This window comes from Stenotrophomonas sp. 169, assembly GCF_014621775.1.
GTDB lineage: Bacteria > Pseudomonadota > Gammaproteobacteria > Xanthomonadales > Xanthomonadaceae > Stenotrophomonas.
On sequence record NZ_CP061204.1, the window covers coordinates 2045811 to 2069729 of the forward strand.

Annotated in this window: 20 protein-coding genes; 17 read left to right on the forward strand and 3 right to left on the reverse strand. The window is 68.1% G+C overall.

Going from position 1 to position 23919, the window contains the following annotated elements:
* Positions 1–6: 6 nt before the first annotated feature.
* Positions 7–1650, reverse strand: coding sequence for a malonate decarboxylase subunit alpha (gene mdcA, locus ICJ04_RS08815; RefSeq protein ID WP_188327115.1), 1644 nt, complete (start codon positions 1648–1650; stop codon positions 7–9).
* 162 nt (positions 1651–1812) lie between these two features.
* Between mdcA and ICJ04_RS08820 the strand changes: the two genes are divergently transcribed.
* Positions 1813–2100, forward strand: a complete 288-nt coding sequence (locus tag ICJ04_RS08820) for a DUF3817 domain-containing protein (protein ID WP_192096201.1) — start codon at positions 1813–1815, stop codon at positions 2098–2100.
* Positions 2101–2253: 153 nt separating this feature from the next.
* Here ICJ04_RS08820 and ICJ04_RS08825 read toward each other — a convergent pair whose 3' ends face one another.
* Together ICJ04_RS08825 and ICJ04_RS08830 are read right to left on the reverse strand one after the other, a co-directional pair.
* Complete coding sequence (locus ICJ04_RS08825; protein ID WP_188327117.1) at positions 2254–3414, reverse strand: MFS transporter; 1161 nt, start codon at positions 3412–3414, stop codon at positions 2254–2256.
* A gap of 22 nt (positions 3415–3436) precedes the next feature.
* On the reverse strand, positions 3437–4222 hold the full coding sequence (locus tag ICJ04_RS08830; RefSeq protein WP_188327118.1) for a DeoR/GlpR family DNA-binding transcription regulator: 786 nt from the start codon (positions 4220–4222) through the stop codon (positions 3437–3439).
* 321 nt (positions 4223–4543) lie between these two features.
* Here ICJ04_RS08830 and moaA point away from each other — a divergent pair, with 321 nt between their 5' ends.
* The 16 genes from moaA to glgX all read left to right on the forward strand — a co-directional run bounded on the left by moaA (position 4544) and on the right by glgX (position 23874).
* Positions 4544–5563: a GTP 3',8-cyclase MoaA gene (moaA, locus tag ICJ04_RS08835; protein ID WP_188327119.1), complete on the forward strand. Its 1020-nt coding sequence runs from the start codon at positions 4544–4546 to the stop codon at positions 5561–5563.
* An 8-nt stretch (positions 5564–5571) separates the two neighbouring features.
* Positions 5572–6570, forward strand: coding sequence for a bifunctional molybdenum cofactor biosynthesis protein MoaC/MoaB (moaCB, locus tag ICJ04_RS08840; RefSeq protein WP_188327120.1), 999 nt, complete (start codon positions 5572–5574; stop codon positions 6568–6570).
* The gene (gene glp / locus ICJ04_RS08845) at positions 6567–7838 is read left to right on the forward strand and encodes a gephyrin-like molybdotransferase Glp (RefSeq protein WP_188327121.1); all 1272 of its coding nucleotides are present in this window, start codon (positions 6567–6569) and stop codon (positions 7836–7838) included. Before moaCB ends, glp begins: the two co-directional genes overlap by 4 nt.
* On the forward strand, positions 7835–8095 hold the full coding sequence (locus tag ICJ04_RS08850; RefSeq protein WP_188327122.1) for a MoaD/ThiS family protein: 261 nt from the start codon (positions 7835–7837) through the stop codon (positions 8093–8095). Before glp ends, ICJ04_RS08850 begins: the two co-directional genes overlap by 4 nt.
* A 2-nt stretch (positions 8096–8097) precedes the next feature.
* Positions 8098–8619, forward strand: a complete 522-nt coding sequence (locus tag ICJ04_RS08855) for a molybdenum cofactor biosynthesis protein MoaE (protein WP_188327123.1) — start codon at positions 8098–8100, stop codon at positions 8617–8619.
* A 25-nt stretch (positions 8620–8644) separates the two neighbouring features.
* Positions 8645–9385, forward strand: a complete 741-nt coding sequence (gene modA / locus ICJ04_RS08860; protein WP_188327124.1) for a molybdate ABC transporter substrate-binding protein — start codon at positions 8645–8647, stop codon at positions 9383–9385.
* A gap of 3 nt (positions 9386–9388) precedes the next feature.
* The gene (modB, locus tag ICJ04_RS08865) at positions 9389–10072 is read left to right on the forward strand and encodes a molybdate ABC transporter permease subunit (RefSeq protein ID WP_188327259.1); all 684 of its coding nucleotides are present in this window, start codon (positions 9389–9391) and stop codon (positions 10070–10072) included.
* Positions 10062–10730, forward strand: coding sequence for an ATP-binding cassette domain-containing protein (locus tag ICJ04_RS08870; RefSeq protein ID WP_188327125.1), 669 nt, complete (start codon positions 10062–10064; stop codon positions 10728–10730). The genes modB and ICJ04_RS08870 overlap by 11 nt, the downstream gene beginning before the upstream one ends.
* 75 nt (positions 10731–10805) lie before the next feature.
* The gene (locus tag ICJ04_RS08875; RefSeq protein ID WP_188327126.1) at positions 10806–11288 is read left to right on the forward strand and encodes a YetF domain-containing protein; all 483 of its coding nucleotides are present in this window, start codon (positions 10806–10808) and stop codon (positions 11286–11288) included.
* A gap of 324 nt (positions 11289–11612) precedes the next feature.
* Positions 11613–13154 (forward strand): glycogen synthase GlgA, encoded by a 1542-nt coding sequence (glgA, locus tag ICJ04_RS08880; protein WP_188327127.1) that lies wholly within the window; start codon positions 11613–11615, stop codon positions 13152–13154.
* On the forward strand, positions 13151–15385 hold the full coding sequence (gene glgB, locus ICJ04_RS08885) for a 1,4-alpha-glucan branching protein GlgB (RefSeq protein ID WP_188327128.1): 2235 nt from the start codon (positions 13151–13153) through the stop codon (positions 15383–15385). Before glgA ends, glgB begins: the two co-directional genes overlap by 4 nt.
* Complete coding sequence (gene treZ / locus ICJ04_RS08890) at positions 15382–17124, forward strand: malto-oligosyltrehalose trehalohydrolase (protein WP_188327129.1); 1743 nt, start codon at positions 15382–15384, stop codon at positions 17122–17124. Before glgB ends, treZ begins: the two co-directional genes overlap by 4 nt.
* Positions 17121–19010 (forward strand): 4-alpha-glucanotransferase, encoded by a 1890-nt coding sequence (malQ, locus tag ICJ04_RS08895; RefSeq protein ID WP_188327130.1) that lies wholly within the window; start codon positions 17121–17123, stop codon positions 19008–19010. Before treZ ends, malQ begins: the two co-directional genes overlap by 4 nt.
* Positions 19007–21574, forward strand: coding sequence for a malto-oligosyltrehalose synthase (gene treY, locus ICJ04_RS08900; protein ID WP_188327131.1), 2568 nt, complete (start codon positions 19007–19009; stop codon positions 21572–21574). The genes malQ and treY overlap by 4 nt, the downstream gene beginning before the upstream one ends.
* The gene (locus ICJ04_RS08905) at positions 21564–21782 is read left to right on the forward strand and encodes a DUF2934 domain-containing protein (RefSeq protein WP_188327132.1); all 219 of its coding nucleotides are present in this window, start codon (positions 21564–21566) and stop codon (positions 21780–21782) included. Before treY ends, ICJ04_RS08905 begins: the two co-directional genes overlap by 11 nt.
* Positions 21769–23874 (forward strand): glycogen debranching protein GlgX, encoded by a 2106-nt coding sequence (glgX, locus tag ICJ04_RS08910; protein WP_188327133.1) that lies wholly within the window; start codon positions 21769–21771, stop codon positions 23872–23874. Before ICJ04_RS08905 ends, glgX begins: the two co-directional genes overlap by 14 nt.
* Positions 23875–23919: the final 45 nt, after the last annotated feature.

The window sequence follows — 23919 nt, forward strand, 5'->3', positions numbered from 1 at the left end:
TGTCCCTTACCAGTTGCGGAAGCGTTTGGGCGGGTCGTACAGGCCGCCGGACCAGTGCACGAGATCCTTGATCGAGCGGGCGGCGAGCAGGTCGCGCGTGGCGTCGCGGCTGCGTACGCCCAGGTCCTCGGCGCGGCGGATCACACCGCGGTCGCGCAGGTTCTCCACCATCGCTTTGTCGCGGCCCATACCCACGGCGGTGTAGCCGGCGACACCGCGTATCGCCTGTTCGCGTTCTTCCGGGGTGCGGCACAGCAGCAGGTTGGCGATGCCTTCCTCGGTCAGGATGTGGGTCACGTCGTCGCCGTAGATCATCACCGGCGGCAGGGGCATGTTCGCGCGCTCGGCCAGCTCCCAGGCATCCAGCCGGTCGACGAAGGCTGGCGCCATGTGTTCGCGGAAGGTTTCCACCATCTGCACCACCAGTTTGCGACCGCGCGGCATCTGGCCGGGCAGTGCCGCTTCCGCGCCCGCCTTCAGCCAGGCTGGACTGGCGTGGCGACGGCCGCGTGCATCCGATCCCATGTTGGGCGCGCCTCCGAAGCCGGCGATGCGGTCGCGGGTGGCGGTGGAGCTGTTGCCCTGCAGGTCGATCTGCAGGGTGGATCCGATGAACATGTCGCAGGCATACAGGCCGGCGGTCTGCGAGAACGCGCGGTTGGAGCGCATGCTGCCGTCGGCACCGGTGAAGAACACATCGGGACGCGCCTGGATGTACTTCTCCATGCCCAGTTCCGAGCCGAACGAATGCACGGATTTGACGAAGCCGGATTCGATGGCCGGGATCAGCGCCGGATGCGGATTGAGTGCCCAGTGGCTGCCGATCTTGCCTTTCAGCCCCAGCGATTCGCCGTACGTGGGCAGCAGCAGTTCGATCGCCGCGGTATCGAAGCCGATGCCATGGTTGAGGCGCTGCACCCCGTACTCCGCGTAGATGCCTTTGATCGCCATCATCGCCATCAACACCTGGATCTCGGAGATCTGTGCCGGATCGCGGGTGAACAACGGTTCGATGTAGTTGGGGCGCGGCGCGAGGGTCACGAAATCGACCCAGTCCGCCGGGATGTCGACGCGGGGGAGGGTGTCGACGATCTCGTTGACCTGGGCGATGACGATGCCGCCGCGGAAGGCAGTGGCTTCGACGATGACCGGGGTATCTTCGGTGTTTGGACCCGTATAGAGATTTCCCTGGCGGTCCGCTGCCTGGGCAGCGATCAGGGCGACTTTCGGGGTGAGGTCGATGAAGTAGCGGCCGAACAGTTCCAGATAGGTGTGGATCGCGCCGATGTCGATGCGTCCTTCCGCCACCAGGCCCGCCAATCTGCCCCCCTGCGGACCAGAGAATGAAAAGTCCAGGCGCTTGGCGATGCCGCGCTCGAACACGTCCAGATGCGAGGGCAGGGAGAGCACGGACTGCACCATGTGCAGGTCGCGCACCCGTTCCGGATTGACCTGGGCCAGCGATTCGGCCAGAAAGTCGGCCTGCTTCTGGTTGTTGCCTTCCAGACAGACGCGGTCCCCGGGCTCGATGACGGCTTCGAACAGGTCGATCACGCGGGCGTGCGGCACCTCGCGCGCCAAGCCGGCTTGGGCGGCGCGTTGCAGGCGCACTTGGCGCTGCTGCTCAAGGGTATTCCAGACACGGGTCATGCCGATGACCTTTGTAATTACGGAGTAATTACGACGCTATCACCGGATTCCAGAGCCTGCAAGCGTCGGTGCAGCATGAGCCTCGGCTGCGGATGCGTATCATCCGTATTCCTGCAAGCGGCCCTGGAGTTCCTGTTGAAGCCTTTACCCCCGATCAGTCCGATGGGCCGCGTGTTCGCCTGGACGGCGTTTTTCGAGGCCCTCACGTGGGCCGGCCTGTTGCTGGGCATGTGGTTGAAATACGGCCCGCAGGCCACCGAGTCGGTGGTGTGGTGGTTCGGCCGGTTGCACGGCGTGGCGTTCATGGCCTATCTGGCCGTGACCGTGGTCGCCGCGCTGCGACTGCGCTGGCCGTGGTGGGCCACGCTGCTCGCCATCGTCGCGGCCGTGCCACCGCTGGCCACGTTGCCGTTGGAATGGTGGTTCCGCCGCCGCGGCCTGCTCCGGTAACGCCGGCGCACGCCCCGCACGGGTAGCGCCGAGCCACGCTCGGCGGGCATAGGCACAGGCACCGACGCGAGACACGCCCCCGGTAGCGCCGAGCCACGCTCGGCGGAGTGTTTCCGGGGCATGGAACGAACAGCCGCCGAGCATGGCTCGGCGCTACAGGAAGAGCCGCCTTGAGCCCGCACCAATCGCGCGCGCGCCGACGCCGACCAGCAGCAAGGCGATGGCCACCAGTACGAAGGCGACCACCAGGCTGCTCAGGTGCGCGACAAACCCGACCAGCGCCGGTCCGGCCAGGACGCCCGCATAGCCCAGCGTGGTCACCGCCGGAATCGCCAGGCTTTCCGGCATGGCCTTCTGGTTGCCGGCAAGGGTGAACAGCACAGGCGCGATGTTCGCGCACCCCAGGCCCACCAACGCGTAGCCCGACAACGCCAGCGGCAGCGTGTCGGCGAACGTGGCCATCAACAGTCCCCCCGCGCCGAGTGCCGCCCCCGCCAGTACCGCGCGCAGGGCGCCCAGCCGGGCAACCACCCGGTCACCGAACAGGCGGGTGACGGTCATCGCCACCGAAAACACCAGGAAGCCGAGCCCCGCGCGACCTGCCGGCACCGCCTGCACTTCATGCAGGAACACCGCGCTCCAGTCCAGCATGACCCCTTCGCACAGGAAGGCGACGAAGCACAGGGCGCCGATCAGCAGCACCACCCCACGCGGGATGGCGAACATCGGCGCATCACCGGGGGCGCGCTCACGGCGCCAGTGCGGCGCGGCCAGCAGGATGACCACCCCCATCACCGCAACCAGCAGGCAGGCGCCGACCCACGGCGCCGCACCCAGCGCAAGCAGCGCCGTCATCGCCGCTGCACCCACCGCGCCGCCGATGCTGTAGAACGCGTGGAAGCCGGACATCATCGGCCGCTGCGCATCGCGCTCCACCATGACCGCCTGCATGTTCATGACGCAGTCGCAGGCCCCCACGCCCGCACCAAACACAAACAACGCGCCAGCCAGCGCAAAGGCATTCGGTGCCACGGCGAGAAAGGGCAGCGCCAGGCAAGCCAATGCCAGCGTGGCCAACATCAGGGCGCGGCAGCCGAAACGCGCGGCCAACGCACCGGCGACCGGCATCGCCAGCAGCGAGCCTGCACCGAGGCAGAGCAGGGCGAGCCCCAGCGTGCCCTCGTCCAACCCCGTACGCATCTTGGCGAACGGCACCAGCGGTGCCCACGCCGCGATGGCGAAGCCGGGCAGGAAGAACACCGCGCGTGTAGCGTGCTGCTGGCGCAAGGCGGCAGGGCGGGACAGGTCGTTCATCGTGACGTTTTCCAGGTAGGGGTCAGGCAGCGGTGTCAGGGCAGGGCAGGACCGCCACGCCACGCTGGCGCAGGCCGTCGATGAAGGCGGCAGGCGCATCGGCTTCGACCAGCACGGTGTCGACCTGATCACGCCGGCCGATACGGTGCGCGCCCACGGCACCCAGTTTTTCCGTCATGGCCACCACCACGAAACGATCGCAGCAGCGCAGCAACGCGCGCTTGAAAGCGGCTTCCTCGCCGTCGATGGCCCACGTCTCCCCTTCGCTGTCCAGGGCGCAGGTACCGATGAAGCCCACATCGACCCGCAGCGTGGCCAACTGCTCCAGCGCCTGCGCTCCCAGCACTGCGCCGGAGCGCGCATCCAGGCGTCCTCCGATCAGGGTGACCTCGATGTCGCCGCGCCCCATCAGCGCCAGGGCGATGTCCGGCGCGTTGGTCACCACGCGCAAGGCGCGGTCACCGGGCAGGGCAGCCGCAATTGCGCTGTTGGTCGAGCCCGCATCCAGTGCGACGACGTTGCCGGGCTGCAGCAGGCTGACGGCGCTCAGCGCCAGCGCGTGTTTGCGTGACGACTGATGCTGCTGTCGCTCGGCCAGGGGCGGAAACGCCGGCGTCAGCGGCAATGCGCCGCCATGGACGCGACGGCACAGACCGCGTTGGTCCAGCTCACGCAGGTCGCGGCGGATGGAGTCTTCCGACACGCCGAAATGCGCGGCCAGTGGCGCGGCGAGCACGCGACCTTCGTCGCGCAACACGCGCAGGATGTAGTGCTGGCGTTCGCCCGGCAGCGCGTCGGCGCCGCTCATCGGGCGGCGGCCGTCGTCGTCGACACCGTCCCGCCTCCGCCAGTGGGCAGGGAAACAATCAGCATAGGGAGAGGGTGCATGTGGCATCCAGGACATGGCAGGCACGTCATCCTATCCCATAAGCCGTAATTGCGTGCATGTTCGTGCAGCTTCGTGCAGTCGCCGCGCGCGCTCCTGCAGACGATGAACCCGGCGGCGACACGCGGCGCCGGCCGCACAGGCCTCTGCGCGGCGGGGATCAAGCGGCTCAGTCATGCCGTGTCGACGCGGCGGCGGTTAGCCTTGATCGCTATGCATGAAGAACGCAGGCAAGGTCAGGACATGGCGCAGCGCGCAGACACAGCAGCAGGATCAGCGGCGGCGCCGCCGCTCAGCGATGGCTTTGGCCGGCGCTTCCCGTACCTGCGTCTTTCGCTGACCGAAGCCTGCAATTTCAGCTGCAGCTATTGCCTGCCGGACGGCTACCAGGCCGATGGGCGTCCGCGCTTTCTCGCGCTGGACGAAATCGGCCGGTTGGTGCGCGCGTTCGCGGCGCTGGGCATGCACAAGATCCGGCTTACCGGCGGCGAGCCCAGCCTGCGCAAGGATCTCGATGCGATCATAGAAACCGTGGCGGCCGTGCCGGGTATCCGCAAGGTGGCGATCACCACCAACGGCACCCAGCTGCCGAGACGGCTGCCGGGATGGCACCGGGCGGGATTGACCGCGCTCAACGTCAGCATGGACAGCCTGCAGCGCGATCGCTTCAAGGCCATCACCGGTCACGACCGGCTGCCCGAGATCCTGCAGGGGCTGCAGATGGCGCAGGCGCTGGAGCTGCCGTCGGTGAAACTCAACGCGGTGCTGCTGCGCGGCCTCAACGATGACGAGCTGCCGCAGTGGATGGACTTCCTGCGCGAGCGCCCGGTCAGCATCCGCTTCATCGAGCTGATGCGCACCGGCGACAACGAAGCCTATTTCGAACGCCATCACCTGCGCGCCGATGTGATCATCGCGCAACTGCTGGCGGCAGGCTGGAGCGAACGGCCGCGTGGAGCCGATGCCGGCCCGGCGCGCGAGTTCGGCCATCCGGGACATCGCGGAACGGTCGGCATCATCGCCCCGTACGCGCGTGATTTCTGCGCCGGCTGCAATCGCCTGCGGGTGACCGCGCGTGGCGACCTGCGGCTGTGCCTGTTCGGCGAATTCGGCGTGCCGCTGCGCCCGCTGCTGCAGTCCGACGACGATTTCGATGCCCTGCTGGCCCGCATCACCACCCAGCTCGGGTTGAAGGCGGCCGGACACGGATTGCACCAGGGCCAGACGGGGTTGATCCCGCACCTGGCCTCCATTGGAGGATGAGAAAGACAATGAGTGAGGACATGAGCGCGGCCTTCCACATGGCGGACGTGCGCGACAAGCGCGTCACCCGTCGTCGCGCGGTTGCCGTGGGTGAACTGCTTGCCGGGCCGGTGGCGTATCCGCTGATCGTCGAGCGCCGCCTGCCCAAGGGCGACGCGCTGGTGATGGCCGAGATAGCCGGTCTGCAGGGCGCGAAGATGGCCTCGGCCTTGATGCCGCTGTGCCACCCGCTGCCGCTGGAACTGGTACGTGTGCACTGCGCCGCCGTGCCCGAGCGCAACGCGATCCGGGTCTGGTGCGAATGTGCCAGCGAGGCGCGTACCGGCGTCGAGATGGAAGCGCTGGCGGGCGTCAACGCGGCGCTGCTGACCCTGTATGACCTGAGCAAGCCGGTCGAGCCTGCGCTGGAGATCAGCGGCATCCGCCTGTTGTTCAAGGAAGGCGGCAAACGCGGCCTGTGGGTCCACCCGCAGGGCATGGATGAGCGGGAAACCCAGCGCTATGCGCCGCGTGCGGCGTACCGGCTGGACGGTGCGCGCAGTGCGGTGTTGACCCTGAGCGATCGCGCCAGCGAGGGTCAGTACGAAGACCGGTCCGGCCCGATCCTGGTGGCGGGCCTGCAGGCGCTGGGCGCCGACGTGGTGGCCAGTGAGGTGCTTCCGGATGGAATCGAACCGCTTGCCGCGCAGGTGAGGGCGCTGGCCGACGCCGGTGTGCAGTTGTGTCTGTGCACGGGCGGTACCGGGCTGGGTCCGCGCGATCTTTCGCCGGAAGCGCTGCAGTCGCTGGGTGGACGGCCGGTTACCGGCTTGGCGCAGATGCTGCGCGCACTCAGTGCGCAGCACACGCCGACCGCGTGGCTGAGCCGTGCCGAGGTGGTGCAGGTGGGCGGCATGCTGGTCTTCGCCTTGCCCGGAAGCCCGCGCGCCGCGGCGCAATGCCTGGACATGCTGGCGCCGTTGCTCGGCCACGCGCTGGCGATGGTGCAGGGCGGGCCGCACCGATGATCCCTTATGACCACGCCGTGCGGCTGGTACGCGATGCCGCCGGGCTGCAGCGCGCCGAAACGGTGTCGGTGGCAGCGTCCACCGGCCGGGTGCTGGCAGACGCCGTCCGCAGTGGGCAATGCCTTCCACCGTTCGACAACTCGGCCATGGATGGGTTCGCGCTTCGATTGGCCGGCGATGCCGCCGATCAGGGCGCCGAGTTCGATATCCGTGGCTGGCAGGCGGCGGGCGATGACGGCGCGGTCGCCGACGCGGGGGCCTGGGAGATCATGACCGGTGCCCGGCTGCCGGAGGGGCTGGACAGCGTGGTGCCGATCGAAGACGTAGAGGTACTGCAGACAGCGGACGGTCGCCCCACGCGGATCCGCCTGCGCGCGGTCGTGACGCCCGGCCAGTTCGTGCGCCGCCGTGGCCAGGACGTGGCGACCGGCGAGCAGATTCTGGCGGGCGGCACACTGCTCGATACCAACGCGGTGACGCTGCTGCACGCGATCGGCATCGGTACGGTGAGCGTGCGGGCACGGCCCCGTGTGGCCATCATCGCCACCGGTAAAGAGCTGGTCAGCGATGCGGCACAGGCACTCCAGTCCGGCCAGATCCGCGACAGCAACCGGCCGTATCTGGTTGCCAGGCTCGCTGCGGCGGGTGCCGAGGTGGTTGCCGACGTCGTAGTGGGCGATGAGGTGGAACGCTTCAACCGGGCCCTGGACGAGGCGCTGGCCGCGGGGGCACAGATCGTGTTGAGCACCGGCGCGGTATCGGCCGGTCGCTACGATTTCATCCCCGATGCCCTGCGTGCGCACGGCGCCCAGATCGTGTTCCACAAGGTGGCGGTCAGGCCCGGCAAACCGTTGCTGTTCGCCGTGCTGGCGGACGGCACGGCGTACTTCGGCCTGCCCGGCAATCCGGCGTCGACCGCCGTCGGTCAGCGGTTCTTCGTCGAGCCGATGCTGCGCCGCATGCTGGGCCTGGTGGATGAGCAGGGCGTGCAGGTGGCACTGGCCACCGACACGGCCACGCCGCCCGGGCTGCGCTTCCACACGCGTGCTGTCATCCAGGCAGATGCCAGCGGGCGGCTGACGGCACGGCCGTTGGCGGGCCAGGAATCGTTCCGGCTGCAGGCGACGGTACAGGCAACGGGCTGGGCAGTGCTGGACGGGGCGGGCGAGCAGGCCGCGGCGGGCAGCGCGGTGCAGGTATTCAGTTGGGGGCATGCCGACGCGCTGCGGTTTGCAGCGTACGTGCCTGCCCCGCAGGAGATCACATGAGAGAAATGACCGTGCAGTTGTTTGGCGCATTTTCGGAACTGGATGCGGCGCGGGAGATCCGGCTGCAGGTCAGCGGCGACCGGGTGGCTGACCTGCGCAGCGCGCTGCGCGATCTGTTGCCGACGCGCTGGCCGGCGTTCCGTGCGGGGCTGCTGGAGTATTCGGCCTTCGCCGATCAGCAGCGCGTGCTGCGTGACCAGGATGCGCTGCCTGAGGATGGCCGGGTGGCGATCCTGCCACCGGTCAGTGGAGGCTGAGCATGCAGCGACAGGACACCTGGAAGATCGTCGAGCGCGAACGCGGTGCGATTGATCCGGCGGAGGGTATCGGCTTCGTCTCCGATCCCGGTTTTGGTGGCATCGATGTCTTCATCGGCAAGGTGCGCGATCTGAATCATGGACGCGCGGTGCTGGGCATCAGCTATGACCTGTTCGATCCGCTGGTGCTGGCCGAGTTCGAGCGCCTGGTGGCCGAGGTGCGCGCTGCCCACGGGCCGCTGCTGAAGCTGTATGTCGCCCATGCCAAGGGCCGCCTCGCGGTGGGCGACGTCGCGGTGGTGGTGGCCGCAGGAAGCCCGCATCGCGACGAGGCCTTCAAGGCATGCCGTGCGCTGATCGAAGCGGTGAAGCACCGCAGCCCGATCTGGAAACAGGAACACTACGAGGGAGGCGACAGTGTCTGGAGCGAAGGCTGCTCGCTGTGCGAACTTGGTCATGAACCGGCGACGACCGGTGCCCTCACCGCAGACGCCGCCGCAGCAACCGCTGCGCGCGGGCCTTGATACCCGCATGCTGCAGGAGCCCCGCATGAAAACCCTGATCGCGACGTTGCTGCTGCTGGCCAGTGCGCCGTTGGCGGCGGCCGACCTCACTGTATCGGCTGCCTCCAGCCTGACCGAAAGCTTCCGCGAGATCGCCGGCGCGTACGAGAAGGCGCATACCGGCAGCAAGGTGGACCTGAACTTCGCCGCGTCCGGCGTGCTGCTGCAGCAGATTGTGCGCGGCGCGCCGGTGGATGTATTCGCCTCCGCCGATGAAGCCACGATGGACAAGGCCTTGCAGGGGGGCGAGGTGGACGCCGGTACGCGCCAAGTGTTCGCGCGCAACGCCCTGTGGGTGATCGTGCCGACCCGCAGCACGGCGCGCCTGACCGGCCTGCCATCGCTGGCGAAGCCCGCGGTGAAGCGTATCGCGGTCGGCAATCCGGACAGCGTGCCGGTCGGCAGCTATGCGCGGAGCGCGCTGCAGGCAGCGGGGCTGTGGCCCGCGGTGCAGGCCAAGGCGATCACCACGCAGAACGTGCGGCAGTCTCTGGATTACGTGTCGCGCGGCGAAGTGGATGCCGGGTTCGTCTATGCCACCGATGCGCAGGCCATGCCGGACCGGGTGAAGCGCGCCTTCGAGGTGCCGGTCAAGGGCGGGATCACCTATCCGCTGGCAGTGGTGAAGGCCAGTGGCAAGCGTGACGAGGCACTCCGGTTCATCGCCTTCGTGCGTTCGCCCCAGGGCGTGGATATCCTGCGCCGGCACGGCTTCAGCACGCCCTGAATGATCGACCTGGACTGGAGTGCGCTGGGCCTGTCGCTGAAGGTTGCAGGCTGGGCGACCGCGATCAACCTCTTCCTCGGCGTGGGCCTGGGGTGGCTGCTGGCGCGCCGCCGTTTCTTCGGCCGCGAACTGCTGGACACCGTGTTGACCCTGCCCATGGTGCTGCCACCGACCGTGCTCGGCTATTACCTGCTGGTGCTGATCGGCCGCAACGGGCCGCTGGGTGGCTGGCTGCAATCGACCTTCGGCATCAACCTCGTGTTCACCTGGCAGGCGGCGGTGATCGCCGCGGCCGTTGCCGCGCTGCCGCTGGTGTTCAAGCCAGCGCGGGCGGCCTTTGAGGGAGTCGACGGGCAGCTGGAGCAGGCCGCACGCACGCTCGGCGCAAGCGAGGCAGCCGTGTTCTTCCGGATCACCCTGCCACTGGCGTGGCGCGGCATCCTCGCCGGGCTGCTGCTGGCGTTCGCCCGTGCAATGGGGGAATTCGGCGCCACCATCATGATCGCCGGCAGCATTCCGGGTCGCACCCAGACCCTGTCCATTTCAATCTACGAAGCCGTGCAGGCCGGACAGGATGGCCGTGCGAACGCACTGGTGCTGTTGACGTCGGTGGTGTGCATTGTCGTGCTGCTGCTGGCAGCGCGGCTGGTGGGCAGCCGTCGGCAGGAGATGCGTGATGTGGCTTGAGGCGGACATCCAGCGCCACCTGCAGTCGGCCGGGCAGCATTTCCACCTGCAGGTGAAGGTGCAGGCCAGCGAGCGGCAGCTGGTGCTGTTCGGACCGTCCGGTGCGGGCAAGAGCCTGACGCTGAAGGCGATCGCCGGCCTGCTGCGGCCCGACGCCGGACGCATCGTGCTCGATGGGCAGGTGGTGTTCGATGCGGCCGCATCGATCTGCCTGCCGGCCCGCGAGCGCCGCCTGGGCTACGTGTTCCAGGACTATGCGCTGTTTCCCCATCTCACCGTGCGCCAGAACGTCGCCTTCGGGCTCCAGCGTGGCTGGTTGAACCCGCGCCGCAGTACCCGCGATGCCGACGTTGCGCATTGGTTGCGCCTGCTGCGGATAGAGCGGCTGGGCGATCTGTATCCGGCGCAGGTGTCCGGCGGGCAGCGGCAGCGGATCGCGCTGGCGCGTGCACTGGTCACCCGGCCACGCGCCTTGTTGCTGGACGAACCGTTCGCGGCCCTGGACCACGACCTGCGCGACCACCTGCGCAGTGAACTGAAGAGCGTGCTGGCGCAGACCGGCATTCCGCTCCTGCTGATCAGCCACGATCCCCAGGATGTTGCGATGTTCGGGCAGCAGGTCGTGCACCTGGCAGACGGCTCGGTCACCGCTGACTGAGCCCGGCGCGTGCACGGCGCGCGCACATCCGTTGCTCTAGAACACCTGCATCACCAAGGTGCGGGAGCGATACACGTGGACGATCTGTGGCACCTGACGATGCCGTGGTGGGAGTTCATTCTGCGTGCCGTGGCGGTCTACGTGGTGGTGCTGCTGATGACCCGGTTGAGCGGCAAACGCTCGCTCGGCCAGTCGACCGCGTTCGATGTACTGGTGATCGTGCTGCTCGGCAACGCCGTGCAGAACTCGCTGATCGGCGAAGACAGCTCACTGCTGGGGGGATTGATCCTCGCGGCCACGTTGTTGTCACTGAACTGGCTGGTCGGCTTCGCGACCGCACGCAGCCGCGGGCTGGACCGGCTGGTCGAGGGCGCCCCCGTGGTGCTGGTACGCAACGGCCAGGTGTTCTGGAATCAGCTCAAGCACAGCAACCTGTCACCGGCCGACCTGGATGTGGCGATGCGCGCGCAGGGGTGTCGCGCGCATGCGGACATCGAACTGGCGATGTTGGAAACGTCGGGCAAGATCAGCATCACCACCTATCGTGACGACGCGTGACCGGCGCCTCCGCATGAACGGTTAAGTGATCCGCGCCACGGCACGGTGGAGGGTCGTGATCGCACGGAATCCACTTGAAAAGCGCGTTGTGACAGCGCGCCATTCAGGGCGGTGTGGCGTGCTCATGCGTCCCGCTTCGGCGCACATCACACAATGTCACAAAGACAACTCTTTGTTTTCACGGAGGGTTGATTGATAGGGGGTATAGATTCAACCCACGAGCTTCGCCAGCGTCCCCCACGCCCGCGCCGATTCCGATAACCACCACGCAGCTCCCCCGGGCTGCAGGGTGCACCCACCTGCACGCCCCATCGAGCACGCCCCATGAGCAGCATTCCCCCGTTCAAACGCCCGCAATCCCTCTCCAGCGCGCGCAAGGCGAGCCAGCGCTCGCGCCAGCGCGACCTGCGTGGACGCTTCACCCCGGCCATGACGGTCGTGGAATGCGGTGAGCCGGTCCTGTTCGTTGTCTCGGAGATGGCCGATTTCATCAAGGCCGGCGGCTTGGGCGACGTCGCCGCTTCGCTGCCGCGCGCGTTGCGGGGCGCGTGTGATGTGCGCGTCCTGATTCCGGGCTACCCGGAGGTCCTGGCACGGCTGCCGACGATCGAGGTGGTCGGCAGCGTGGCACCGCGTGGCCATCTGCCGGCCAGTCGTATTGGTCGGGCCCTGCAGTCCGATGGCCTGCCGATCTACGTGCTGCTGAACGGGCCGCTGTTCGATCGCAAAGGCTCGCCTTACGTGGATGAAGCCGGCAAGGAGTGGAAAGACAATGCGATCCGGTTCGCTACCCTGTCGCACGCTGCCGCGGAGATCGCGGCCGGCCGCACCGGCATGGACTGGACGCCGGGCCTGCTGCATCTCAACGATTGGCCGACGGCGCTTGCAGCGGCGTATGTGCGCTGGGACGCCACGCCGGTGGCAACCCTGCTGACCATCCACAACCTCGCTTACCAGGGACTGTTCCCGTATGCGCTGGCCGAGGCCATCGGCGTGCCCGCGGAACATCTGGAAGAAATGCATTTCTTCGGCCACATGTCCTACCTGCAGGCGGGCATCGTCAATGCCACGCGCCTGAACACCGTCAGCCTGCGCTACGCCGAGCAGATCACCGCGCCGGCCGATGGCTGCGGGCTGGACGAACTGCTGGCACGCCGCGCGGCAGGCGGGCACCTCAGTGGCATCGTCAACGGCATTGACGCCAGCTGGGATCCGCGCTCGGATCGGCACTTGTCCGCGCATTTCAGCGTGCAGGCCTGCGACGGCCGGGCGGAGAACGCGGCCAGCGTGCGTCGGGCCTTCGGCCTGCGTGACAGTGACGGTCCGCTGTTCGCGGTGGTCAGTCGCCTCGTGCACCAGAAGGGCCTGGACATCACCTGCGACGTCGCACCGCAGATCGTCGCGGCCGGTGGTCAGTTGGTCGTCATCGGCGGCGGCGAGCCGCAGGTCGAAGACGAAGTGCGCGCACTGGCCCAGCGTTTTCCCGGCCAGGTCGGCGCCTGGATCGGCTTCGATGAACAACTGGCGCGGCAGATGTTCGCGGGCGCGGACTTCCTGTTGATGCCTTCCCGCTTTGAACCCTGCGGCCTCAGCCAGATGTATGCCCAGCGCTTCGGCTGCCTGCCCATCGCCCACGCTACCGGCGGTCTGGTGGATACCGTCGATGACGGGGTGACCGGCTTCCTGTTCCACGAGCCGACGGCCAACGTGATGCGCCGCTGCGTCGAGCGCGCACTGCGTACGTTCCGCATGCCCGCCTTGCTGCAGTCCATGCAGCGCGCCGCGATGCTGCGGCCCAGCGGCTGGGACATTGCCGGGCGCCAGTACCTGGATCTGTACCGCCAGGCCCGGCAGGTGGCTGCATGATGGCGCTGGACGCGACCCTGCATCCTGCCAACCCGCAGCCCGATGAACCGAACGAGCCCGCGGCGCACCTGCCGGCCGAGCTGACCGCGCTGCTGCGGGGCGAGCCGGCGGACCCGTTTGCCTGGCTCGGCGTGCATGGTGACGGGCGCGGCGGCCATGTACTGCGCGTGTTGCTGCCGGGCGCACGCGCGGTGCATGCGCGCATCGCCGGCCAGGCGAACGAGGTCCGCCTGTCCGCGGTGCAGGGCGACGGTTTGTTCCAGGCAGAGGTGCCCAACGCGGGATTGGCCCTGCTGCGCATCCAGTGGCCCGATGGCGAGCAGATCGTGCATGATCCGTATGGCTTCTGGCCGCTGCTCAGTGATGCCGCGCTGCGCGGTGTCGCGGCCGGTGACGGTGAGGCGATGCGCGCGCTCGGTGCGCTGCCGCAGCAGGTCGATGCCATCGATGGCGTGCGGTTCGCGGTGTGGGCCCCGAATGCGCGGCGTGTCGCCGTAGTGGGGGAATTCAACAGCTGGGACGGACGTCGCCATCCCATGCGCCTGCGCCATGAGGCCGGCGTCTGGGAGATATTCATCCCGGGGGTGCAGGTTGGCGCGCGCTACAAATTCCGCATCACCGGCGCGGACGGCCATGTGCTGGCGGACAAGGCGGACCCGATGGCGCGCTGGGCCGAGCTGCCACCCGCAACGGCTTCACGCGTCGCCCCGATGGAGCCGCACGGCTGGAACGACGATGCCTGGATGCAGCAGCGCAGCCGCAACGAACATCGCCCGTTGTCCATCTATGAAGTGCATGCAGCCTCCTGGCAGCACGACACCGACGGCGGTTCGTACGACTGGAACGCGCTGGGCGATCGCCTGATTCCGCACGTACACGATCTCGGCTTCACCCATATCGAGCTGTTGCCGGTCAGCGAGCATCCCTTCGGCGGTTCGTGGGGTTACCAGCCATTGGGCATCTATGCGCCGACCGCGCGCCATGGCAGCCCTGCCGACTTCGCCCGCTTCGTCGACCGCTGCCACCAGGCCGGGATCGGCGTGATCGTGGACTGGGTGAGTGCCCACTTCCCGACCGATGCGCACGGACTGGAACGCTTCGACGGCACGGCGCTGTACGAGCACGCTGACCCGCGCGAAGGCTTCCATCAGGACTGGCACACGCTGATCTACAACTACGGCCGCAATGAAGTAGCCGGCTACCTGCTGGGCAGTGCCTTGGAGTGGATCGAACGTTTCCACATCGATGGCCTGCGCGTGGATGCAGTGGCCTCGATGCTGTACCGCGATTACAGCCGCAACGAGGGCGAGTGGGTCGCCAACGAGTACGGCGGGCGCGAGAACCTGCAGGCGAAGGCCTTCCTGCAGCGGATGAATGCCACGCTGCTGGAGCGCCATCCGCAGGTGATGGTGATCGCCGAAGAATCCACTGCGTGGCCGGGCGTGACCGCGCCGGTAGCGCAGGACGGATTGGGCTTCAGCCACAAGTGGAACATGGGCTGGATGCACGATTCGCTGAACTACATGCAGCACGATCCGATCCACCGGTGCCATCACCACAGTGAAATGACCTTCGGCCTGGTCTATGCGTTTTCCGAGCGCTACGTGCTGCCGTTGTCGCATGATGAAGTGGTGCACGGCAAAGGCTCGTTGCTGCTGCGGATGCCAGGTGACGAATGGCAGCGCTTCGCCAACCTGCGTGCGTATTACGCGCTCATGTGGGCGCACCCGGGCAGCAAACTGCTGTTCATGGGCGGCGAGTTCGGCCAGAGCCACGAGTGGAACCACGACGCATCGCTGGACTGGGAACAGGCGGGCAGGCCGCTTAACCAGGGCGTCGCCCGTCTGGTCGGCGATCTCAACCGGGTACTGCAGGCGCAGGCCGCGCTGCACCGCGACGAGCAGGACGAGCGCGGCTTCGCGTGGAGTGTGGGGGATGATCACCGCAACAGCGTGCTGGCCTTCATCCGTCATGATCCACACGGTCTGGCGCCGCCTCTGCTGGTGGTCAGCAACATGACCCCGGTACCGCGCCACGGGTATCGGGTCGGCGTGCCGCAGGGCGGTCGCTGGCGCGAGATCCTCAACAGCGACAGCATGTTCTACGGCGGCAGCAATCTCGGCAACAGCGGGGTGCTGCAGTCGCAGGCCCGGCCGATGCACGGCCAACCCCACTCGCTGCAGTTGACACTGCCGCCCCTGTCAACGCTGTACCTGCAGGTCGACGCATGAGCGTAGCGGTCGCGGGGCGCCTCGGCGCATGGCCGATCGGCGACGGGTGTTATCAGTTCCGCGTGTGGGCACCGGATGCACGCGAGGTCGCGCTCGTGCTCGACGGCGAGCTGCTGCAGATGCACGGGGAGGGGGACGGATGCTTCAGCGTGGACGCCGCCGGCAGCGCCGGTGCGCCATATCGGTACCGGATCGATGGCGACGAGCAGGTGCCCGATCCGGCGTCGCGCTGGCAGCCGCACGGAGTAGAGGGCGCCAGTGCGCTGCTGCCCGTCGACGGGCATGCGTGGAAAAGCGAGTGGACAGGTCGCGCGTGGCACGAACTGGTGATCTACGAAGTGCATCTCGGCTGCAGTGGGGGCATCGACGGACTGCGCGCCCAACTGCCTGCGCTGGCCGCGATGGGCATCACGGCGCTGGAGCTGATGCCCGTCGCGCAGTTCCCTGGACGCCGGAACTGGGGCTACGACGGGGTGTTCCCGTACGCTCCGGCCGAAGTCTACGGCCATCCCGATGCGCTCAAGGCGCTGGTCGATGACGCACACGCGCAGGGAATGGCCGTGCTGCTGGATGTGGTCTACAACCACTTCGGTCCGCAGGGCAATCTGCTGTCGCGCTACGCGTCCGCGTTTTTCCGCACCGATGCGCCCACGCCCTGGGGCGAAGCCATCGACTTCCGGCAACCGCAGGTGCGCCGTTTCTTCATCGACAATGCGTTGATGTGGCTGCAGGAGTATCGCTTCGATGGCCTGCGTCTGGATGCGGTGCACACCATCGTACCCAACGATTTCCTTGCCGATCTGCAGCACCGTGTGCGCACGCACTGCGGCGCGGACCGGCCGATCCACCTGGTGCTGGAGAACGAGCGCAACCAGGCGCACTGGCTGCGCGCGGGCTTCCAGGCGCAGTGGAACGACGATTACCACAACGCCCTGCATGTGATGGTGACCGGGGAATGCGAGGGGTATTACGCGGACTATGCGGATCGCGCGGCCGAGCTGCTTGCACGCTCGCTCGCCGAAGGGTTTGGCTGGCAGGGTGAGCGCAACCACAAAGGCGAGATGCGTGGCGAGCCGAGTGCGGATGTGTCGGCCGATCATTTCGTGATCTTCGCGCAGAACCACGACCAGATCGGCAACCGTGCGTTCGGTGATCGCCTGTGCACGCAGGTGACGCCGGCGATCGCCTCCGCTGTCCAGGCGCTGACCCTGCTGACCCCGATGGTGCCGCTGGTCTTCATGGGGGAGCCGTGGCACGCGCGGCAGCCGTTCCAGTTCTTCACCGACTTCGCGCCGCCGCTGGACGAGGCCGTGCGCGAGGGCAGGCGTCGAGAGTTCGCCGGGTTTGCGGCATTTTCTTCGCAGTCCGAGCGGGACCGCATACCGGATCCCAACGCGATCGCCACGTTTGAACGCTCGCGGGTCGCGCTGCCACCGGCGGACGATGCTCTGGCCGCTGCGCATATCGACGATTTCGCGGCGCTGCTGGCCCTGCGCAGGCGCTACCTGCAACCCGCGCTGGCGCGTGCGCGCTCGCTGGGCGCCAGGGTACTGGGCCCGCAGGCCGTCCAGGCCGGCTGGCAGCTGCCCGAAGGACAGTGGTGGGTGGCATTCAATGCTGGCCCAGCCGACGTTGCGCACCGCCTGCCCGACGGCCAGGTGCTGCATGCGCAGGGTGATGCGCAGGCAGCGCAGCTCGCGGCCGGCGGCGGCATCCGCGTGCACTGGGTGGCGTCATGAGCCGCCCGGCACCCGGCGACGCTGACCTCCAGCGCCGCGCGGTGGACGCCGGCCTGCATCCGCACTGGACCGACGTCAGTGGCATCGAACGGACCGTCTCGCCGGAGGTGCTGGGCGCCGTCCTGGCCACCTTGCGAGGGGGAGCAGAGCAGGGCACAGCGGACGCACCGCTGCTGACCACGGTATGCGGTCAGCCGCTCATCATCCCCGGTGCAGGCGACGCTGCGGCCGCCTGGCGCGCCGAGAGCGGTGAAGAGCAGCCGGCGCTGCGTGAGCGCAGTGGCCGCTGGGGTGCGCCGCTGCAGCCCGGCTACTACATGTGGCTGCAGGGCGGACGGCAGCAACGCGTTGCCGTATCGCCAGCACAGGCGTGGTTCCCGCACGCCGGTGCGTCCATGCGGCCGTGGGGCGCCGCGCTGCAGGTGCAGGGCCTGCGTGGTCAGGACGATGGCGGGATCGGCGACAGCACCGGCGCGCTTGCGTGGGGCAGGGCGCTGCGCCTGCACGGCGCTACGTCCATGGCTCTGTCGCCGATCCACGCCAGCATGCCGATCACCGATGCCTACAGCCCGTATTCGCCCAGCGACCGCCGCTGGCTCGAGCCCGTGCACGCGTCGCCGCTCCAGGTGCTTGCCGAGGCCGCCGCCGCCGTCCGGCATGCCGACCCCGTTCTCGACCAGACGCTGGCACGACATGAAGCGGCGACGCTGATCGACTGGCCAGCCGCCGCTGCAGCCAAATGGCAGTGGATCGGCCGGTTGCCTGCGTGGCTGCAGACGCAGCAGCCCGCGCAATGGCAGTCCATCGAAGCCGGAATGCAGGCGCTCGGTGACGATCTGCTGCAATGGAGCCAGCACACGGCCGCGTTGTCGCGCACGCCGGCTTCGCTGCTCGCTTTCGGGCAGTGGCTGGCACAGGAAAGCTGGCGGCAGGCGCAGCAGCAGGTGCGCAGCGAGGGCATGCATATCGGCCTGATCGCAGACCTCGCCGTGGGTTTCGACCCGTCCGGCATCGAGGCACTGGCCAATGCCGATGCAGTGCTGCGGGGCCTGGAACTGGGGGCACCACCGGACGCCTTCAATCCGCACGGACAGGCGTGGGGCATCACCGGCTATTCGCCGCTGGCCCTGCGCGCGCAGGGCTACGCGCCGTTCATCAGCCTGCTGCGCGCCGTCATGGCCGAGCGGGGCGGGGTCCGCATCGACCACATCCTGGGACTGCGGCGCTTGTGGGTCGTGCCGCGGGGGGCGGGCGCCGGCCAAGGCGTCTACCTCGATCAGCCGTTCGACGACCTGCTCAACCTGCTGGTGCTTGAATCCTGGCGTCACCGTTGCCTGGTGATCGGCGAAGACCTGGGCGTGGTGCCGCCCGGCATCCGCGACGCACTCGCGTCGCGGGGCGTGCTGGGTCTGGACGTGCTGGCCTTCAGCCGTGACGAGAAGGGCGTGTGGCCGCCAGCACGCTGGCGCGAAACCGCCGTGGCGATGACCTCGACCCATGATCTTCCACCGCTCGCCGGCTGGTTGCGCGGTACCGACCTGGCGTGGCGACAGCGGCTTGGCTGGAACGACGGATCCGCCACCCGCACGGCACGGCAGCAACGCCAATGCGAAGTGCAGCAGCTGGCCGAGCGGGTCGCCGACGAAGGCCTGGACAGCGGCGACCTGCAACGCGACGCCCTTGCGCTGACGGCGCGCTCGCCGGCGCGCCTCGCCCTGTTGCCGCTGGAAGATGCGCTGGGGCTGGAAGAACAACCGAACCTGCCGGGCACCACCAGCGAACACCCGAACTGGCGCCGACGGGTTCCCTTGCAACTTGATGAAAGCGCGGTCAGCGCGCGCCTCGCCGCCTTTGCGGGCCAGCGGGGCAAAGAGAGCACCCCATGAACACCTTACGCGCTACGGTCCGCCTGCAACTGCATGCGGGTTTCGATTTCGACGCGGCAGCGGCACAGGTCGACTACTACGCCCGTCTTGGCATCAGTCATCTGTATCTGTCGCCGGTGGCGCAGGCTGCCGCCGGCTCGACCCACGGCTATGACAACACGGACCCGACCCGCATCAGCGCAGAGCTGGGCGGGGAAGCGGGGTTCGCCCGTTTGTCCCAGGCCGCGCAGGCGCACGACGTGGGCATCGTGCTCGACATCGTGCCCAACCACATGGCGGCCAGCCCGGCGAATCCGTGGTGGCACGACGTGCTTCGCCACGGTCGTCGCAGCGCGTACGCCGACTGGTTCGACATCGAGTGGGAAGCGCCCGGCTGCGAGGGCAAGGTGTGGTTGCCGGTGCTGGACCGTCCGCTGGAGGCCGCCCTGGCAGAAGGCGCGGTGACCCTGGAGGTGGGCAGCGAAGGCCCCGAACTGCGGCACCATGACCTGCGCTTGCCGCTGTCGCCGCTCAGCCATCCCGCACCGGCGGACAGCTGGGAGACGTGGACCGAACGCTGCAGGCGATCGCCTGCGCGGCTGCATGACCTGCTGCAGCGACAGGCGTATCGGCTGGCGTGGTGGCGCACGGGCGCGGACGTAGTGAACTATCGCCGCTTCTTCGATATCAGCGGGCTGGTAGCGCTGCGCGTGGAGCGCGATGAGGTCTTCGATGCAGTGCATGCGTTGCCGCTCCGGCTGGTGCGCGAGGGCCGCGTGCAGGGCCTGCGCATCGACCATGTCGATGGCTTGTCCGATCCCGCCGGCTACCTGCGCCGGCTGCGCTTCGCACTGGACGCTGCAGGCGCGGCCGCAGGCCAGGCGCCAGGCACGTTGACCCTGCACGTGGAAAAGATCCTCGCCGATGGCGAGGCCCTGCCGGAGGACTGGTGCTGTGACGGCAGCACCGGTTATGACTTCATGGACCAGGTGGGTGCGGTGCTGCATGCCGAGGGCAGTGAACCCGCCCTGCAGGCGCTGTGGCAGTCCGCCAGCCAGGATGCGCGCCACTTCGATGCGGTGCAGCGGCAGGCACGGCAGCAGGTCCTGGACGGCTCGTTGCGGCCCGACCTGGATCGGTTCCTGCGCCAACTGCAGGCCCTGACAGGAAACGATGCAGCCACTGCCGACCTCACCCCGGGCATGTTCGCCCGTGCAGCATCCGCGCTGCTCGTGCACTTCCCGGTTTACCGCACACACGGCTTGCGCTCGCAGGCCGACCACGGGTGGATGCAACGCGCCCGCGAGGCAGCAGCGGGCAGCCTGGATGAAGCCGAGCGCAGTGCGCTGCAGCGCATCGTCGGCCTGCTCGCGGCGGACACGCTGGAAAGTGCCGCGCTGCGGACCCGATTCGAACAGGTGGCAGCACCGCTCAACGCGAAGGCCGTGGAGGACACGGCCTTCTATCGACATGCGCGCATGCTGTCACGCAATGAGGTGGGCAGCGATCCCGCGCGCATCGCGCTGCCTTCCGCCGCCTTCGTGGCCCTGGCGCAGGAGCGCGGCACGCATTGGCCGCAGGCTTTGCTGGCGGTCGCCACGCACGATCACAAACGGGGCCCGGATGCGCGCTGTCGGCTTGCTGCGCTCAGCTGGAATGTGGCGGTGTGGCAGGAACAGGTGACGCACTGGAACACGCTGGCCGAACAGGCGGGACACCCGTGTCCCTTGCCAGGCGCCGAGACGCTGATGCTGTGGCAGACGCTGCTGGGCAGCTGGCCGCTGCGGGCCGAGGCCGTGCAGTCTGCGTACTTCGAGCGGGTCGGTGACTGGCTGCGCAAGGCTTTGCGGGAGGGCAAACGGGTCAGTCGATGGTCTGCGCCGGATGAAGTGGCCGAACAGGCCGCGCTGCAGTGGATCGAGTGGCTGGGCAGCCACCCTGCGGCGGGCGAACTGCGTTCAGCGATGGACGCCTTCGTGCGCAGTATCGCGCCGATGGGCGCGCGGCTGGGTCTGGCGCAGCTCGCCCTGCAGCTGGGCTGCCCCGGCGTGCCCGATCTGTATCAGGGCAACGAAGGATGGGATTTCAGTCTGGTCGATCCGGACAACCGACGCGCCGTGGACCACGCGCAGCGCAGGGAGTGGCTGACCGACACCACCTCGTGGGCCGCTGGCCTGCAGGAATGGACTGACGGGGCGCCCAAGGCGCTGATGCTGGCGGCGATGCTGCAGCATCGCGCGCGCCATCCCGCCCTTTACCGCCATGCACCGCTTCGGCAGCTGGCGGTGAAGGGTGATGACGCGGTCATGGCGCTGCTCCGGGAGCACGACGGCGAGGCGGTTCTGCTGCTGGTGGACCGATGCGGTGTGCTGGAGCGCGCGGAGGGAATGGACGGCCTGCGCTGCGCCCGACCGTCCCACGCGGTACTGCAGGACATGGACGACCGGTTGCGCGCACGGCCGTGGCGCAATCTGCTGGATGGGCGACGCCTGGCGTCGACGGACATTGACCGACCGGGTGCACTGCTGGATGGCGGCCCGGTCGCGGTATGGGTAACTGAAACGGGAGAAGAACGTGGACGATAAGGAACGGGACGAACGCACGGCGGCCCTGGCCCACCAGATATGGGAAGCCGAAGGGCGTCCTGATGGACAGCAGCTGCGCCACTGGCACATGGCCCAGCGCCTGGTCCAGGCTGACATGACCGTCATGAAGGGTGTCCGCGACAGCGAGTCCGATTCGGCTGCGTCGCCCGCCGATGTCACGGCGGAGGCGGGAGATGGCCACGCGTAAGTGGACGCAGACATCGCGTGTACGCGAAGGCCGGCCCTATCCGCTGGGCGCGACGTGGGACGGACTCGGTGTCAATTTCGCCCTGTATTCGCGGCATGCCACCCGGGTCGAGCTGTGCCTGTTCGATGCGCGCGGCCGTGAGCGCGAACGCATCGCGCTGCCCGAGTACACCGACGAGATCTGGCACGGCTACCTGCCCGATGCGCGGCCGGGGCAACGCTACGGGTATCGGGTGCATGGTCCGTATGCGCCGGAAGCGGGGCACCGCTTCAACCCCAACAAGTTGCTGCTGGACCCCTATGCCAAGCAGATCGTCGGCGAGCTGAAGTGGGCGCCCCATCTGTTCGGCTACACGATCGGCCACCGCGACCGTGACCTCAGCTTCGACCGGCGCGACAGCGCCGCCTACATGCCGCGTTGCGCGGTGGTCGATCCGGCCTTCAGCTGGGGCAATGAACGCGCGCCTGCCACCGCGTGGGACCACACGGTGATCTACGAGGCCCACGTGCGCGGGCTGACCATGCGTCATCCTGCGATCCCCGTTGAAGACCGCGGCACGTTCTCCGCCCTGCGCCACGACGCGATGGTCGATCACCTGAAGCATCTGGGTGTCACCGCCATCGAGCTGCTGCCGGTCCATGCGTTCATCGATGACCAGCATCTGCTTGAACAGGGGCTGCGCAATTACTGGGGCTATAACTCCATCGGCTTCTTTGCCCCGCACCCGCGCTATCTGTCGCAGGGTACGGTGGCCGAGTTCAAGCAGATGGTTGCCCGCATGCACCACGCCGGCCTGGAAGTCATCCTGGACGTGGTCTACAACCACACCGCCGAAGGCAACGAGCTGGGGCCCACGCTGTCGTTCAAGGGCATCGACAACGCCAGCTACTACCGGCTGGCCGACGACCGACGGTTCTACATCAACGATACCGGTACCGGCAACACGTTCGATCTGACCAATGCCGGCGCCTTGCGGATGGTGATGGATTCCCTGCGCTACTGGGTCACCGAGATGCGGGTGGACGGATTCCGCTTCGACCTGGCGACCATCCTCGGCCGGGAAAAGCACGGCTTCGATCCGTCATGCAGCTTTCTCGACGCCGTGCGACAGGACCCGTTGCTCAGCCAGGTGAAACTCATCGCCGAACCCTGGGACATCGGCCCGGGGGGTTACCAGCTGGGGGCGTTCGCGCCCGGCTGGGCAGAGTGGAACGACCGCTTCCGTGATACGGCGCGTGCCCTGTGGCGTGGCGACGGCGGACAGCTGCCCGGCTTCGCTGCGCGCTTCACCGGCTCGGCCGATCTGTTCGACCACCACGGCCGAAGACCGTCGGCCAGCATCAACTTCATCACCGCGCATGACGGGTTCACGCTGCATGACCTGGTCAGCTACGCACACAAGCACAACGATGCCAACGGCGAGCAGGGCCGTGATGGCCACGGCCACAACCTGTCCAGCAACCACGGCGTTGAAGGCGAAACCGACGACCCGGTGATCCGGGGCGTGCGTGCACGGCAGATGCGCAACCTGCTGGCCACCCTGCTGCTTTCGCAGGGCACGCCGATGCTGTTGGCAGGCGATGAGTTCGGTCACTCCCAACGCGGCAACAACAATGTCTATTGCCAGGACAACGAACTGGCGTGGATAGACTGGGAACGCGCAGGCCAGCCACCGGCGCAGGCACAGGCAGCGTTCGTGCGTCGCCTGCTGGCCCTGCGTCGTCGCTACGGCCTGCTGCGCAGGAACCGCTTCCTGCGCGAAGGCGACCTTGCGGGTGATATCCACTGGCTGCGTCCCGACGGCGCGCCCATGCAGCCGGCCGACTGGCACGACAGCGAGGGCAGGGGACTGGTGATCGTGCTCGACGGGCGCAGCGTGGACAACGGTGCGAGCGATACCGGTCGCCATCTCAGCCTGGCCCTGCTGATCAATGCGGAGGCCGAGCCGCAGCCGTTCCGCGCAACCCTGCACGACGCCGAATTCCGCAAGGTACTGCTGCAGACGCCGGAGGTGGCGTTGCAGCCGGACGAATCCGGTGTGTGGTTGATGCCCGCATACAGCCTCTGCCTGCTCGCAGCCAGCAGCAGCTGAACCACCGGCATCGGCACGCCAGCCGGTCACCGCCCTTGCCCGCGG